Genomic DNA, 15,403 nt, shown 5'->3' with positions numbered 1-15,403 from the left:
CCGCTGCCCGACGGCTCAGGCGGCGTCGCGGGCGGCCATGATCGCCGCGGCCAGCTCGACCGGGTGCCGGGAGCTGACCACCCAGAACGGGGTCGGATCGGCCGGGTCGTCCAGCACCACCTGGACCGCGCCGCCGATCCACGGCCGCTGGACGACGAAGGCGAGCGGGTCGGAGCCCACGCCGAGCACCTCCCGGCGGCCGGCGGCGTCCAGCGGGACGGCGTCGGCGACGAACCGCACCGGCAGGCGGGCGTCGTCCACCCGCAGCTCGCCGTCCGCCACCGCGACCCGGATCCGGCCCAGCCACCACAGCGCGGCCACCGCCGCCGGCAGCAGCAGCACGAAGGGCAACCAGGAGCGCAGCCCGGAGGCGCCCATCCAGAGCTCCGCGGCGAGCAGCCCGGCCAGGCCGACGCCGGCCAGCCAGTACCACCAGGGCAGGCCGAGCCGTTCGGCGTACGCCGGGGACACCGCCGACGGGGCCGGCGCGGGCGACGGGGATGGCGACAGGCTCACAGTCCGAGGGTACGGCGCACGACGGCCGCGCCAACCGGCAGGATGGCAGGGTCACCCCGAGGACCGGACGGAAGAGGAAGACCGTGACAGACGTCGTACCCGTGCCCGTACGGCAGCTCGACCCCGAGCTGCCGCTGCCGGCGTACGCCCATCCCGGCGACGCCGGCGCGGACCTGGTCGCCGCCGCGGACGTCGAGCTGCCGCCCGGCGGCCGGGCCCTGGTCCCCACCGGGGTGGCCCTCGCGCTGCCCGAGGGGTACGTCGGGCTGGTGCATCCCCGGTCGGGGCTGGCGGCCAGGCTCGGCGTGACGGTGCTGAACGCGCCCGGTACGGTCGACGCCGGCTACCGGGGTGAGATCCTGGTCAACCTGATCAATCATGATCGGGACGTGCCCGCGAAGATCAGCCGTGGCGACCGGATCGCGCAGCTCGTCGTGCAGCGGGTGGCGCGGGCCGAGTTCCAGCCGGTGGCGGAACTGCCCGCGTCCCGGCGCGGGGCCGGCGGGCACGGGTCGACCGGCGGGCACGCCGGGCTGGTCCCGACCCCGGCGGGCGCCGACGGACGGCGGGAATCGCCGGACCTGGCGGGCGGGCGGACGGAAGAGGTGGCAGGGTGAGTGCGAACAGCGGAGGGTGGGCGCAGTGATCTTCTCCCGAAAGCGGGCCGGTGGCGCGCGGCACGCGCGTGACGAGCGGGACGCCGAGGTCCTCGACTCCTACGACGCCGAGGAGTCGACCCCGGCGGCGCCGCCCCGGGGGCCGTACGACGCCTCCGAGGCGCCCGACATGCCCCGGCTGGACCTGGGCAGCCTGCAGATCCCGGCGGTGCCCGAGGTCGAGGTGCGGGTGCAGGCCGACCCGCAGGGCGTGATCCAGCAGGTCGTGCTCGTGCACGGGGAGAACGCCCTGCAGCTCGGCGTCTTCGCGGCGCCGCGCTCCGAGGGCATCTGGGACGAGGTACGCGAGGAGATCCGGCAGTCGCTGTTCAACGACGGCGCCGCCGCCAACGAGGTCGAGGGGGAGTACGGCACCGAGCTGCACGCCCGGGTCCGCACCCCGGACGGCCTGACCGACCTGCGGTTCGTCGGCATCGACGGGCCGCGCTGGATGGTCCGCGCCGTCTACCAGGGCGCGGCCGCCACCGACCCGGCCGCGGCCGGCCCTCTGGCGGTCTGCCTCGACGGCCTGGTCGTCGACCGGGGGCACGAGGCGAAGCCGGTCCGCGAGCCGCTGCCGCTGCGGTTGCCCCGCGAGATGGCCGAGCAGGCCACCGAGGAGAACCCCGCACCCGGCCAGCGCGAGGCCTGAGACAACCACCCCGGGCCCGGTCCCGTCGGCTCCCGCCGGCGGCGCCGGGCCCGTCGGGTGCCCGCCGTACGCCGGGGAGGTGCCCCGGCGGACGCCGGCTCCGCCGGGCGGCCGGATCGGCGTACGCTGGCGGGACGGTTCCGGCATCCCCGGGGCCGGGGCCACAGCCGGCGCGGCCGGCCGATGCGGGAGCCGGCGCGGACCGGCCAGCGTGGAGAGGGTGACGCGGAGGTCATGACGACCGACGAGGGCCGGGTGTCGCTGCGGCGCATCCTGCAACGGCTCACCGCCAGCGAGGCCGAGATCGAGGCGCAGGAGCTGCGCCGGGAGAGCGCCGAGTCCGGCGGCACCCCGGCCGGCCAGTGCTGCCGGGGTCAGGTGGTCTCGGTCGCCGGGCGGCTCCGCACGGTGGTGTACACGCCCCGGACGAACCTGCCGACGCTCGAGGCGGATCTCTACGACGGCAGCGACGTGGTCACGCTGGTCTGGTTGGGCCGCCGGCACATCGCCGGCATCGAGCCGGGCCGGCACCTCACCGCCCGCGGCCGGATGGCCGTCCGGGACGAGCGCAAGGTGATCTACAACCCGTACTACGAGCTGGAGTCGCCGAAGTGACGACGCACCGGACCACCGAGCCGGAGATCGGACCGCCGGACGACGAACGGCTGCCCAGCCTCGCCGAGCAGATGGCCGACCAGCTCGGCGGCTGGCGCGGCCTGGTCGAGTCGAGCATCCCCGTGGTGGTCTTCGTGATCGCCAACGTGGTGGGCGAGCTGCGCCCGGCGGTCATCGCCTCGGTGGCGGTGGCGCTGCTCATCGCCGGGCTGCGGCTGGCCCAGCGCCGGCCGGTCCGGCACGCGGTCAACGGGCTCTTCGGCATCGCGATCGGCGCGGCCATCGCCTGGCGCACCGGGAACGAGCGGGACTTCTACCTCCCCGGCATCCTCTACGGCATCGGCTACGGGCTCGCCCTGCTGGTCTCGGCGGCGATCCGGCAGCCCCTGGTCGGCTGGATCTGGTCGGTGCTGGTCGCCAAGGGGCGCGCCGAGTGGCGGAACGACCCGCGGCTGGTGCGCACCTTCACCCAGCTCACCATGCTCTGGGGCGTGGTCTGGCTGGCCAAGGTGGGCGTGCAGGCCGGGCTCTACCTGGCCCACCAGGACACCGCGCTGGGCGTGGCCCGGCTGGCGCTGGGCTACCCGCCGTACGCGCTGCTGCTGCTCATCACGGTCTGGACGGTGCGCCGGGTGACCCGGGAGACCGAGCCGGAGCCGCTGCCCGGCGCCTGAGCCCCGCCGACCGCCCTGCGGGGGCGGCCGGCGGTGACCGGGTCGGGACTAGCCCTTGCCGCGGGTGCGCTCGACGCTGTCGGCGCCGAGGATCACCGCGCGGACCTCGTCCTCCACCTGGGCGGTGCAGACGAAGATCAGCTCGTCGCCGGCCTCGATCGGGTCGTCCGGGCTCGGCACCAGCACCCGCTTGCCGCGCAGGATCGCCACCAGGGCGGCGTCCCGGGGCAGCGGCACCGCGTGGATCGGCTGGCCCACGTACGGCGCGGTGGGCGGCAGGGTGATCTCGACCAGGTTCGCCTCACCCTGCCGGAAGGTCATCAGCCGGACCAGGTCGCCGACGGTGACCGCCTCCTCGACCAGGGCGGCCATCACCCGCGGCTTGCTCACCGCGACGTCAACGCCCCACTGGTCGGTGAAGAGCCACTCGTTCTCGGCACGGTTGACCCGGGCGACCACCCGGGGGACCGCGAACTCGGTCTTGGCCAGCAGCGAGACCACCAGGTTGACCTTGTCGTCACCGGTGGCGGCGACCACCACGTCGCAGCCGGCGACGTTGGCCTCCTCCAGGCTGGTCAACTCGCAGGCGTCGGCGAGCACCCACTCGGCGGCCGGCACGCGGTCCGGGCGGAGCATCTTCGGCTGCCGCTCGATCAGCATCACCTGGTGGCCGTTGTCGATCAGCTCCTGGGCGATCGACCGGCCGACGTTGCCGGCGCCGGCGATGGCGATGCGCATGCTCAGTGCCCTCCTTCCGGCGGCGTCGCCGCCACCGACGTGACCGACCCCATGATGTCGTCGGTCACCAGCATGAAGACCTGGTCGCCCTCCTGCACCACGGTGGAGGCGGTCGGCAGCATCCCGATCCCGAAGCGGATCAGGTACGCCACCCGGGCCCCGGCGGACTCCTCCAGCTGCCGCAGCGGCCGGCCGATCCAGTCCTTGTGCACCGGCACCTCGACGATCGACACGGTGCTGGTCGGGTCCCGGAAGATCTCGACGTTGCCCTCGGGGATCAAATGCCGCAGCATCCGGTCGGCCGTCCACCGGACGGTGGCCACGGTGGGGATGCCGAGCCGCTCGTAGACCTGCGCCCGGCGTTGGTCGTAGATCCGGGCGGCGACCCGGGAGACGCCGAAGGTCTCCCGCGCCAGCCGGGCCGAGATGATGTTGGAGTTGTCGCCGCTGGAGACGGCCGCGAAGGCGTCCGCCCGCTCGATGCCGGCCTGCCGCAGCACCTCGCCGTCGAAGCCGGCGCCGGTGACGGTGATGCCGGCGAAGTCGGGGCCGAGGCGGCGGAACGCGTCCGCGTCCTGGTCGATCACCGCCACCGAGTGCCCCCGGGACTCCAGGCTGTGGGCGAGGGTCGACCCGACCCGGCCGCAGCCCATGATCACGACATGCACGGTGTCCGCTCCTCCCACGGTGCTCGGTGGGCCCGTCGTCTGCGAGCCTGCCACGTCCCCGCGCCGCGCGGGGGGACCGACCGTACCGCGCGGGCGCGCGGGAGGTTGATCAGGCACCCCCGACGGCCGGCGCGGGTTGGTCGTACCCTTAGCGCTTGTGGCCAGTCCCACCTCGCTGCTGAAGCGACTCCTCGTCGGTCGACCGTTCCGGTCCGACCGGCTCCAGCACACCCTCCTCCCCAAGCGGATCGCGCTGCCGGTCTTCGCCTCCGACGCGCTCTCCAGCGTCGCGTACGCTCCCGATGAGATCCTGTTGACGCTCTCCATCGCGGGCGCGTCGGCGTACCTGTTCTCGCCGTGGATCGCGCTCGCGGTGGTCGTGGTGATGCTCACCGTGGTGGCGAGCTACCGGCAGAACGTGCACGCCTACCCGTCGGGCGGCGGCGACTACGAGGTGGCGACGGTCAACCTCGGGCCCCGGGCCGGGCTGGCGGTGGGCAGCGCGCTCCTGGTCGACTACGTGCTCACCGTGGCGGTGTCGGTCTCCTCCGGCGTGGCGAACCTCGGCTCGGTGGTGCCCTTCGTGGGCACCCACAAGGTGATGATCGCGGTCCTCGCGGTGGCGGTGCTGACCGCGGTGAACCTGCGCGGGCTGCGCGAGTCGGGGACCGCCTTCGCGATCCCCACCTACGGCTTCATCATCGTGATGGTCGGGATGATCCTCACCGGGCTGGTCCGGGTCTTCGTGCTCGGCGACGACCTGCGCGCCCCCAGCGCCGACCTGGTGATCCGCCCGGAGCACAGCGTGGCCGGCTTCGCGCTGGTCTTCCTGCTGCTGCGGACCTTCTCCTCCGGCTGCGCCGCGCTCACCGGTGTGGAGGCCATCTCCAACGGGGTGCCCGCGTTCAAGGCGCCGAAGAGCCGCAACGCGGCCACCACCCTGCTGCTGCTCGGCACCATCGCGGTGAGCATGCTGGTCGGCATCATCTGGCTGTCCCGGCTCACCGGCCTCCAGTTCGTCGAGGACCCGTCGCAGATCGTCTCCGGGCCTGACGGGTACGTGCAGAAGACGGTCACCACCCAGCTCGGCGAGACGGTCTTCGGTTCCGGTTCGGCGCTGCTCTTCGTCGTCGCCGGGATGACCGCGCTGATCCTCTTCCTGGCCGCGAACACCGCGTTCAACGGCTTCCCGGTGCTCGGCTCGATCCTGGCCCAGGACCGCTACCTGCCCCGGCAGTTCCACACCCGGGGCGACCGGCTGGCCTTCTCCAACGGCATCGTCTTCCTCGCCGTCTTCGCGGTCGTGCTGATCATCGGGTTCCAGGCCGAGGTGACCCGGCTGATCCAGCTCTACATCGTCGGCGTCTTCGTCTCGTTCACCCTCTCCCAGGCCGGCATGATCCGGCACTGGAACCGGCACCTGCGTACCGAGCGGGACCCGGAGGCGCGCCACCGGATGATCCGCTCCCGGGCCATCAACAGTTTCGGCATGGCGATGACCGGCGTCGTGCTGGTCATCGTGCTGATCACCAAGTTCCTGCTGGGCGCCTGGATCGCGATCGCCGCGATGGCCGTGATCTACCTGCTGATGCTGGCCATCCGCCGGCACTACGACCGGATCGCCGCCGAGCTGGAGCCGACCGAGGCGCGGGGCGTGCTGCCCGCCCGCAACCACGCCATCGTGCTGGTCAGCAAGCTGCACCAGCCGACCCTGCGGGCCATCGCGTACGCCCGGGCGACCCGGCCGGACACGCTCACCGCGGTCACCGTGAACGTGGACGAGAAGGACACCCGCCAGCTCCAGGAGGAGTGGGAGCGGCGGGAGCTGCCCGTCCCGCTGACCGTGGTCGACTCGCCGTACCGGGAGATCACCCGGCCGATCCTCAACTTCGTGGCCTCCACCCGCCGGGAGTCGCCGCGTGACGTGGTCACGGTGTTCATTCCCGAGTACGTGGTCGGCCGCTGGTGGGAGAACCTGCTGCACAACCAGAGCGCGCTGCGGCTCAAGGGGCGGCTGCTCTTCGAGCCGGGGGTGATGGTGACCAGCGTGCCGTGGCAGCTCGCCTCGACCGCCAGCAAGAACCTGGACCGCCTCGACGCCACGCTCAGCCGCGGCCCGGCGCGCGGGCCGCGGGTCGCCCCGCGCAGCACCCTGCCGCCGACCGTCCCGCCGGTGGTCTCCGCAGCGCCCGGCGAGAGCGGCCCGGCCGGGGAGCGCCCGTGACGGCCGGCGAGGTGATCGGGGAACGGCGCGGGCTGGAGGAGGCCGAGCGGGTCGAGCTGACCGTGGACGCGGTCGCCCCCGGCGGGCACTGCGTGGCCCGGTTCGACGGCCAGGTGGTCTTCGTGCGGCACGCGCTGCCCGGCGAGCGGGTGGTGGCCGAGGTGACCGAGCTGCACCGGGGCTTCGCCCGGGCCGACGCGGTGGAGATCCTCGACGCCTCCCCGGACCGCGTCGAGTCGCCCTGCCCGTACGCGAAGCCGGGCCGCTGCGGCGGCTGCGACCTGCAACACGTGGCGCCCGGGGCGCAGCTGGGCTGGAAGACCGCCGTGGTGCGTGAGCAGCTCACCCGGCTGGCTGGGCTCACCGACGCCGAGGTCGACGCGCTCGCCGTCCGGGTCGAGGCGCTGCCCGGCGGCCTGCTGGGCTGGCGCTCCCGGGTCCGGTACGCCGTCGACGGCGCCGGCCGGGCCGGGCTGCTCAAGCACCGCTCGCACGAGGTGGTGCCGATCGAGCGCTGCCTGATCGCGCACCCGGCGATCCAGGAGCTGCCGGTGCTCACCCCCAGCGGGACCCGCTGGCCGGACGCGGAGGCCGTCGAGACGGTCGCCTCCACCGGCGGCGACGTCAGCGTGGTGGCGGTGGCCGAGGGGGTACCGACGCCGGTCAGCGGACCGGCCGTGGTCCGCGAGGTGGCCGCCGGGCGGGACTGGTCGCTGCCCGCGTCCGGCTTCTGGCAGGTGCACCCCGCCGCCGCGGACACCCTGGTCGGGGCGGTCCTCGACCTGCTCGCCCCGCGCCCCGGCGAGACCGCCTGGGACCTGTACGGCGGGGCCGGGCTCTTCGCCGCCGCGCTGGCCGGCCGGGTCGGCGACGCCCGGGTCACCCTGGTCGAGTCGTCCGAGCAGGGTGTGGCCGCCGCCCGGGAGAACCTGGCCGACCTGCCCCGGGTGGAGGTGGTCGCCGCCCGGGTGGAGACGGCGCTGGCCCGCCGCCGGGTCACCGGTCCGGTCGACCTGGTGGTGCTGGACCCGCCGCGCTCCGGCGCGGGCGCCCAGGTGGTGCGGGACGTGGTGGCCGCCCGCCCGCGCGCGGTCGCCTACGTCGCCTGCGACCCGGCCGCCTTCGCCCGGGACGTGCGCACCTTCACCGGCCTGGGCTGGCGGCTGGCCGCGCTGCGGGGCTTCGACCTGTTCCCGATGACCCAGCACGTGGAGCTGGTCGGCCTGCTCCTGCCGCCCGCCTGACCCGACCCGACCCGACCCGACCCCAAGGCTGGTCCGGCCGGTGAGCGGTGACTGTCGGTGATCGTCGTTCGCCGGCCGACATGGTCTTGTGCCGCCTTTGCTCTGCTGCACCCCACGCAACATCTGGTGTCCGCTATCCGGACATCGGGTGTTGCCGTCGCTGAAGCAGAGCAAAGGGAACGCAGGACAGTGCCGGCCGGGACGCTTCGAGCACCCGGCTGAGCAGGGCATACCCGCCCCGACCTGCGGTGATCTCGGGCCGAGCTGCGGGCTGTCGGGCGGCCGATAGACTCTTCCGTCATGAGTGTTGAAGAGGGCAGGGCCAACCACGGTCGGCTGCTGGGCGCCATCCGCGGCCCGCAGGACGTCAAGCGGATGACCGCCGAGCAGCTGGACATCCTCGCCGCCGAGATCCGTGACTTCCTGATCGCCAAGGTCTCCCGTACCGGCGGGCACGTCGGTCCGAACCTGGGCGTGGTGGAGCTGACCCTGGCGATGCACCGGGTCTTCGACTCCCCGCGGGACCGGCTCCTGTTCGACACCGGCCACCAGGCCTACGTGCACAAGATCGTCACCGGCCGGCAGGACGGCTTCGACAAGCTCCGCCAGCGGGGTGGCCTCTCCGGCTACCCGAGCCAGGCCGAGAGCGAGCACGACCTGATCGAGAACTCGCACGCCTCCACCGCCCTGTCCTACGCCGACGGGCTGGCCAAGGCGTACGCGCTGCGCGGCGAGCCGCGCAGCGTGGTCGCCATGGTCGGCGACGGCGCGCTGACCGGCGGCATGTGCTGGGAGGCGCTGAACAACATCGCCACCGCCGGCAACCCCCTGGTCATCGTGGTCAACGACAACGGCCGGTCGTACTCGCCGACCATCGGCGGTCTCGCCGACCACCTCTCCTCGCTGCGGCTCAACCCCGGCTACGAGAAGATGCTCGACACCGTCAAGGACGCCCTCGGCTCCACGCCGCTGGTCGGCCGGCCGATGTACGAGGTGCTGCACGCGGTCAAGAAGGGCATCAAGGACGCGGTCGCCCCGCAGGCCATGTTCGAGGACCTCGGCATCAAGTATGTCGGCCCGGTCGACGGGCACGACATCGCCGCGGTCGAGTCGGCGCTGCGCGCCGCGAAGCACTTCGGCGGCCCGGTGATCGTGCACGCGGTGACCCGCAAGGGCTACGGCTACCGTCCGGCCGAGGAGGACGAGGCGGACTGCCTGCACGGCCCCGGCAGCGCGTTCGACGTGGAGACCGGCAAGCTGCTCGCCGCCCCGTCGGTGAAATGGACCCACGTCTTCGCCGACGAGTTGGTGAAGATCGCCGACGAGCGACCCGACGTGGTGGGCGTCACCGCCGCGATGGCCGGGCCGACCGGCATCGCCACCCTGGCCCGCAAGCACCCGCACCGGGTCTACGACGTCGGCATCGCCGAGCAGCACGCCGCCACGTCGGCGGCCGGGCTGGCGATGGGCGGCCTGCACCCGGTGGTGGCGGTCTACGCCACCTTCCTCAACCGGGCCTTCGACCAGGTCCTGCTGGACGTGGCGATGCACAAGCTGCCGGTGACCTTCGTGCTGGACCGGGCCGGCATCACCGGCCCGGACGGGCCCAGCCACTACGGCATCTGGGACATGTCCGTCTTCGGCGTGGTGCCCGGCCTGCGGATCGCCGCGCCCCGCGACTCCGCCAGCCTCCGCGAGGAGCTGCGCGAGGCGGTCGCCGTGGACGACGGCCCGACCATCGTCCGCTTCCCGACCGGCACCGTCGCGGCAGACCTGCCGGCCGTCCGCCGGGTCGGCACCGTCGACGTGCTCGCCGAGTCGGCCCGCACCGACGTGCTGCTGGTCGCGGTCGGCTCCTTCGCCGGGCTGGGCATGGAGGTGGCTGCCCGGGTCGCCGAGCAGGGCTACGGGGTGACCGTGGTCGACCCGCGCTGGGTCCGCCCGGTCCCGGCCGAGCTGGTCGAGCTGGCCGCCGGCCACCGGCTCGTGGTCACCGTCGAGGACGGCGTCCGGGTCGGCGGTGTCGGTGACGCCATCGCCCAGGCGATGCGGGACGCCGACGTCCGGGTGCCGCTGCGCGACCTGGGCGTACCGGCCGACTGGCACCCGCACGGCACCCGCGCGCAGATCCTCGCGGACCTCGGGCTGACCGCGCAGGACGTGGCCCGGGACGTCACCGGCTGGATCTCCCGCCTCGACGCCCAGCCCGTCGAGGACGTCCAGCCCGACAAGGCCGCCGCCAAGAACTGACGCCGCACGACGAACGGGCGGCCCGCGCACTCGGGCCGCCCGTTCGCTGCGGTCAGCGGCCTCCGACGGACCGGTACCAGGTCTTCTCGGTGCCGGCCAGGCTTAACGTCTGCTTCGCCGCCGGCTGCGGCGCCACCACCAGGCCCGGCCGGTCCACCAGGCGTGACGTGCCCGGCGGCGCCGCGAACGAGGTGTCCCGGGTGGCCCGCCAGGTCAGCACCGCCAGCGGCTGCCCCGGCATCGGCAGCAGGTACGCCTGGAGGGTGGTGGCGCGGTCGGCGGGGGAGACCACCGGGGTCCCGCCGTCGGCCGGGCGGTAGACCACCGCGGTCATCGTGCCGGTGGCGCTCTCCCAGGTCAGCTGCTCCAGGTCGGCCGGCTCGCCGCCGCCGAGGGCGACCTCGCCCAGTGAGCGGACGGCGAGCTTCGCCATCGGCCACGACTCCGGCGTCGAACGGGGGGCGTTCCGGTCGCCGATCCGGCGCGGGACGCTGCCGAACGGGCCCCGCTCGCCGCCGAGCGCGCAGGTGTCCAGCCCGGTCAGGGCCCGGCGGCCCGAGCCGGTCTCGTCCTGGACCAGCGGGTACCGCGGATCGGCGGTGGCCGTACCCAGGTCGAGCAGGCGGTCCGCGGCCCGGCCGCGCGGCAGCGACCGGGTGGGCCGCAGCGTCGCGGTCAGCTCCACCGCCCGACAGGCCGGCACGGCGACCGGCGCGGTGAGGCCGTCGGCGGTGGGCAGCGCCCGGCCGTCCGGGGCGAGCAGCCGCTCCACCCGCGCCGAGGTCAGGTAACGCCGGCCGCCCGGGAGCTGGACCGGCAGCACGTCGGAGTAGACCAGGTAGCCCGGGTCGGTGTACTCGGTGGCGTGGTTGACCCTCCACCGGTCGCCGTCGTGGGTGAGCTGCAACAGCCAGGAGGCGCTCTCGCCGGGCACGTCCGCGGCGACCAGGGCCAGCGGCGTGGCGTCCACCTGCCCGGAGTACAGGATGCCCGACGAGGGCAGGTGCGCCCGGTCGTCGACCGGGGTACGCCAGTCGCGGACGGCCGCGCTGACCGCCGCCGTCGTGGCGGCGTCACCGGCCCGGCTGCCGCGCGGCGGCCAGACCGCCAGGGTCCCGTCCAGGCTGTCGTAACCGACCGGCAGCGTCGTCGCCCGCCGATCGACGACCGGACCGCACGCGGTCGCGGTCAGCAGCAGGCCCAGCAGTGCGGTGGCCGTCGTGCCGCGCCGGCGGACTGAAGCCACCTGTACGCCCCCGATCGCGTCGCCGGTCGTGTTTTCGAAGCCACATGGTACGAGATGTCCGGTCAGTGGGCCGCGCCCGGCTCGCCCCGGTCCGGACGCCACTGAGGATAGTGACGTGCGTTTCGTGCCGTTTACCCACTCCGGTAGACTCCGCCGACTGTGACGCCTGCCGAGACCCGTGTCGACTCCGCACCGGATGCCGACGCCCCGACCGGCTCCCCGCTCGTCACCGACGCCGACCGGGTCACCGACGCCGGCCGCGCCCCCGAGCCCGGTCGCCCGGCCGCCCGGCGGCGCTGGCGGTGGACGCCGCGGCGGCTGGACCTGGCGGTGCACGGCGTCTTCCTGCTCGCCGCGGTCTGGGTGACCAGCCGGATCTGGGCCGACCCGGCCGGTCGGGTCGCCTCCCTCTACAGCAGCGACCCGGCGCAGGTGCAGTTCTTCCTCGCCCACTCCGTCCGGGTGGTGCTGCGCGGCGAGTTCCCGTTCTACACCGACCAGTTCAACTATCCCGACGGGGTCAACCTGATGGCGAACACCGCCATCCTGGCGCTCGGCATCCCGATGGTGCCGGTGACCCTCCTGTTCGGACCGGCCGTCTCCTTCGTGACGCTGGTCACGCTCGGCCTGGCCGGCACCGCCGCCGCCTGGTACCACGTGCTCTCCCGGCACGTCGTGCGGACCCGGCTGGCCGCCGCGGTGGGCGGCTGGTTCTGCGGGTTCTCGCCGGCGATGCTCTCGCACGCCAACTGGCACCCCAACATCATCTCGCAGTTTCTGCTGCCGTTCATCGTCTGGCGGGTGCTGGTGCTGACCCGGGCCACCCGCCCGGTCCGCGACGGGGTGCTGCTCGCCCTGCTGGTCACCGCGCAGGCGTTCATCAACGAGGAGATCCTGCTCTTCACCGCGCTGGCCTGCGGCGTCTTCCTGCTCGCCGTGCTCGCCCAGCGGCGTGGCCTCTGGTCGGCGGCGTGGCGCCCGCTCGCCACCGGGCTGGCGGTCTGCGCGGTGCTGGCCGGGGCGCTGCTGGCGTACCCGCTCCGGGTGCAGTTCACCGGGCCGATGGCGTACCACGGGCTCAGCGACACGGTCCGCGACTACGGCAACGACATCGCCGCGTTCTTCGCACCCGGCTCGCCCACCCTGGGCGGCAACGAGCGGGCCAACGTCAACCTCGCTCCGAACTACTCCGAGGAGAACGTCTTCTTCGGCTGGAGCCTGTCGCTGCTGGCCGTCGGCATCGTGGCCTGGCTGCGCCGCGAGGTGGTGGTCCGGGCGCTCGCGGCGACCGGGCTGCTCTTCGCCGTGCTCTCCCTCGGCGAACGGGTGTCCTGGTGGGACCGGGACCTCGGCACCGGCCCGTGGGAGCTGCTGGTCCGGCTGCCGCTGCTCGACACTGTGGTGCCCACCCGGTTCGGCCTGATCACCACCGTGGTGATCGCGGTGCTGCTGGCCCTGGCCGTCGAGCGGTCCTGGTCGCTGCGGACCGCCGAGCGACGGACCGTGCGGACGCTGACCGTCGCCGGCCTGGTCCTGGCGCTGCTGCCGATCGCGCCGATGCCGTTGCAGGTCACCACCCGGCCGGCGGTCCCGCGGTTCATCACCGCCGACCGCTGGCGCGAGTACGTCGGCCCGGACCAGACGCTCGTGTCGGTCCCCGTGCCCAGCATGGGCAACACCCACGCGATGCGCTGGGCCGCCAGCACCAACCTGGACTTCAAGATCCCCGGTGGCTACTTCCTCGCCCCGCGCAACGGCGTGACCGGCGACCCGGGCCGGTTCGGCGGGCGGCCGAGCGGCATCGGTGAGCTGTTGGCGGAGGTGGCCACCACCGGCCGTACGCCGAAGCTGGACGACCGGCAGCGCCGCCGCTGCCTGGACGAACTGCGGCACTGGCGGGCCGCCGTGGTGGTGCTGCCGCTGGACCAGCAGAACGCCGAGCCGCTGCGGCGTACCGTCGAGCAGCTGGTCGGCCCCGGCCGGCAGGAGTTGGACGTGTGGTTGTGGGACGTCCGGACACTGACCGACCGGTCGGCCTGACCGCCGCGTCGCCGGCCGCCGCCCCGGCCGAGCCGACCGCCGCCGCCCCGGCCGCCCGCGTGGAGCCGACCGCCGCCGCCCCGGCGGGCCCGGCGGGTCCGACCGACGCCGCGTCGACGGGCCGGTCCCGCCGCCGCGTACCGCGCCGGTTCGACGTGCTGGTGGTCGCCGGCTACCTCGTGCTGGCCGTGCTGCTCACCGCCTGGCAGTGGGGCCGCCCGGAACGGCTCTTCCACCAGGCCGGCGACCAGATGCTCTTCGAGTGGATGCTGGCCAGGGCGGCGCGGGCGGTGACCGGCGCGGAGAACCCGCTGCACAGCACCGCCCTGAACGCCCCGGACGGGGTCAACCTGATGGCCAACACCTCGGTGCTCGGGCTGGGCGTGCCGCTGACCCCGGTGACCCTGCTGCTCGGCTCCCAGACGGCCTTCCTGGTGGCCGTGGTCTGCTGCCTGGCCGGCACCGCCACCGCCTGGTACGCGCTGCTGGCCCGCCGGCTGGTCCGCTCCCGGGTCGCCGCGGCGGTCGGCGGACTGTTCTGCGGCTTCGCCCCGGGGATGGTCTCGCAGGCCGGTGCGCACCTGCACATGGCCGCCCAGTTCCTGGTCCCGGTGATCCTCGGGCTGGTGTTCCGGCCCGCCACCGACCGGGTACGCCGGGACGGGGTGCTGCTCGGGCTGGCGGTGGCGTACCAGGTCTTCCTCGGCGAGGAGGTGCTGGTCTTCCTCGCCCTCGCCGCCGGGGTCCTCGCCGGGGCGTACGCGCTGGCCGACCCGGGGGGCGCGCGGCGGCGGGCACCCGCGCTGCTCGGCCGGCTCGGCGTCGGCGCGCTGGTCGCGGGGGCGCTGCTGGCGTACCCGCTGTGGTTCCAGTTCCACGGTCCCGGCAACTACGCCGGGATGCCCTTCTTCGCGCAGGGTTACCGGCTCGACGCGGCCTCGTTCACCGCCGCCGCGCGACAGACCGTCGTCGGGGACGGCCACTCGGCGGCGCTGCTGTCGCCGAACGCGACCGAGGAGAACTCCTTCTTCGGGCCGGTCCTGCCGCTGCTCGCCGTGCTGGTGGTGGTCCGGCTGTGGCGGCGGCCGCTGGTCCGCGCGCTGGCGGGCTGCGGCCTGCTCTTCGCCCTGCTCTCCCTCGGCCCCACGATCCGGGTGAGCCACCACGAGACCGGGCTGCCCGGGCCGTACCGGCTGGTCAGCGGGGTGCCGCTGCTCGACCTGGTGGTGCCCGCCCGGTTCGCGCTGGTCTGCGTACCGGTGCTGGGGGTGCTGCTCGCCCTCGCCCTGGACCGGGCGTACGACCACCGCGTCGCCCCGGCGCGGCGGCTGCGCTGGACCGCGGCGGTGGCCGCCGCGCTGCTGCCGCTCGTCCCGACGCCGATCCGCACCGTGCCCGCCGGTCCGGTGCCGGCGTTCGTGGCCGACGGCGGCTGGCGGGCGTACGTGCCGCCGGGGCGGACGCTGGTGCCGGTGCCGCCGGTGACCGGGGCGGCGGTCAGCCCGGCCACGTTCTGGTCGGCCCGGACCGGGCTGGCCTTCACCGCGCCCGGGGGCTACTTCATCGGCCCGGCGGGCGCGGCCGACCGGACCGCGCACTGGGGCGCGCCGGACACCCCGACCTCGCTGCTGCTGCGCCGGGCCGCGGAGAGCGGCCAGGTGCCGCCGGTGGGCGACGCGGACCGGCGCCAGGCGGTCGAGGACCTGCGCCACTGGCGGGCGGCCGTCCTGGTGCAGGCCGACTCGTCGCCCGCCGACCCGGTCCGGGCGACGGTGGACGCGCTCGTCGGCCCGGGCCGCGACGTGCCCGGCGCGCACATCTGGGACGTCCGCCCGCTGGTCGGCTGACCGGCCGACCGAAGACGCGGGCGCCGGCCCGGC

General features: G+C 74.6%; 13 protein-coding genes. 9 read left to right on the top strand and 4 right to left on the bottom strand.

Translation table 11 applies throughout. From position 1 onward, the window contains the following. Nucleotides 1–15: 15 nt before the first annotated feature. Nucleotides 16–510: a DUF3093 domain-containing protein gene (locus tag OG799_RS19995; RefSeq protein WP_406046341.1), complete on the bottom strand. Its 495-nt coding sequence runs from the start codon at nt 508–510 to the stop codon at nt 16–18. 89 nt (nt 511–599) lie between these two features. On the opposite strand from OG799_RS19995, the gene dut reads away from it, so the two are divergent. The 4 genes from dut to OG799_RS19975 all read left to right on the top strand — a co-directional run bounded on the left by dut (nt 600) and on the right by OG799_RS19975 (nt 3,113). After that, the gene (dut, locus tag OG799_RS19990; RefSeq protein WP_406036694.1) at nt 600–1,133 is read left to right on the top strand and encodes a dUTP diphosphatase; all 534 of its coding nucleotides are present in this window, start codon (nt 600–602) and stop codon (nt 1,131–1,133) included. Between the two features lie 25 nt (nt 1,134–1,158). Beyond that, nucleotides 1,159–1,824 carry a DUF3710 domain-containing protein gene (locus OG799_RS19985; RefSeq protein WP_406036693.1) on the top strand — a complete coding sequence of 222 codons (666 nt, stop codon included), beginning with the start codon at nt 1,159–1,161 and terminating at the stop codon, nt 1,822–1,824. A gap of 234 nt (nt 1,825–2,058) precedes the next feature. Continuing rightward, nucleotides 2,059–2,439, top strand: a complete 381-nt coding sequence (locus tag OG799_RS19980) for an OB-fold nucleic acid binding domain-containing protein (protein WP_406036692.1) — start codon at nt 2,059–2,061, stop codon at nt 2,437–2,439. After that, a complete protein-coding gene (locus tag OG799_RS19975; RefSeq protein ID WP_406036691.1) occupies nt 2,436–3,113 on the top strand; it encodes a DUF3159 domain-containing protein in 678 nt (225 codons plus the stop codon). Before OG799_RS19980 ends, OG799_RS19975 begins: the two co-directional genes overlap by 4 nt. A gap of 48 nt (nt 3,114–3,161) precedes the next feature. Here the strand turns inward: OG799_RS19975 and OG799_RS19970 are convergent, their stop codons facing one another. Both OG799_RS19970 and OG799_RS19965 read right to left on the bottom strand, forming a co-directional pair. Then, the gene (locus tag OG799_RS19970) at nt 3,162–3,851 is read right to left on the bottom strand and encodes a potassium channel family protein (RefSeq protein ID WP_406036690.1); all 690 of its coding nucleotides are present in this window, start codon (nt 3,849–3,851) and stop codon (nt 3,162–3,164) included. Between the two features lie 2 nt (nt 3,852–3,853). Beyond that, nucleotides 3,854–4,519 carry a potassium channel family protein gene (locus tag OG799_RS19965; protein ID WP_406036689.1) on the bottom strand — a complete coding sequence of 222 codons (666 nt, stop codon included), beginning with the start codon at nt 4,517–4,519 and terminating at the stop codon, nt 3,854–3,856. Nucleotides 4,520–4,676: 157 nt separating this feature from the next. On the opposite strand from OG799_RS19965, the gene OG799_RS19960 reads away from it, so the two are divergent. From OG799_RS19960 to dxs, 3 genes are all read left to right on the top strand, one after another. Then, nucleotides 4,677–6,743, top strand: a complete 2,067-nt coding sequence (locus OG799_RS19960; protein ID WP_406036688.1) for an APC family permease — start codon at nt 4,677–4,679, stop codon at nt 6,741–6,743. After that, the gene (locus OG799_RS19955) at nt 6,740–7,987 is read left to right on the top strand and encodes a class I SAM-dependent RNA methyltransferase (RefSeq protein WP_406036687.1); all 1,248 of its coding nucleotides are present in this window, start codon (nt 6,740–6,742) and stop codon (nt 7,985–7,987) included. The genes OG799_RS19960 and OG799_RS19955 overlap by 4 nt, the downstream gene beginning before the upstream one ends. A gap of 300 nt (nt 7,988–8,287) precedes the next feature. Beyond that, the gene (gene dxs, locus OG799_RS19950) at nt 8,288–10,237 is read left to right on the top strand and encodes a 1-deoxy-D-xylulose-5-phosphate synthase (RefSeq protein WP_406036686.1); all 1,950 of its coding nucleotides are present in this window, start codon (nt 8,288–8,290) and stop codon (nt 10,235–10,237) included. A 52-nt stretch (nt 10,238–10,289) separates the two neighbouring features. On the opposite strand, the gene OG799_RS19945 is transcribed toward dxs, so the two are convergent. After that, entirely contained in the window at nt 10,290–11,483 is a 1,194-nt protein-coding gene (locus OG799_RS19945; protein WP_406036685.1) for a hypothetical protein, read from the bottom strand. 159 nt (nt 11,484–11,642) lie between these two features. On the opposite strand from OG799_RS19945, the gene OG799_RS19940 reads away from it, so the two are divergent. Next, nucleotides 11,643–13,523 carry a hypothetical protein gene (locus OG799_RS19940; protein ID WP_406036684.1) on the top strand — a complete coding sequence of 627 codons (1,881 nt, stop codon included), beginning with the start codon at nt 11,643–11,645 and terminating at the stop codon, nt 13,521–13,523. Further along, complete coding sequence (locus OG799_RS19935; RefSeq protein ID WP_406036683.1) at nt 13,487–15,370, top strand: hypothetical protein; 1,884 nt, start codon at nt 13,487–13,489, stop codon at nt 15,368–15,370. Before OG799_RS19940 ends, OG799_RS19935 begins: the two co-directional genes overlap by 37 nt. Nucleotides 15,371–15,403: the final 33 nt, after the last annotated feature.

The sequence above is a fragment of the Micromonospora sp. NBC_00898 genome (assembly GCF_045207895.1).
GTDB lineage: Bacteria > Actinomycetota > Actinomycetes > Mycobacteriales > Micromonosporaceae > Micromonospora.
This window is presented reverse-complemented; position numbering and strand designations above follow the sequence as displayed.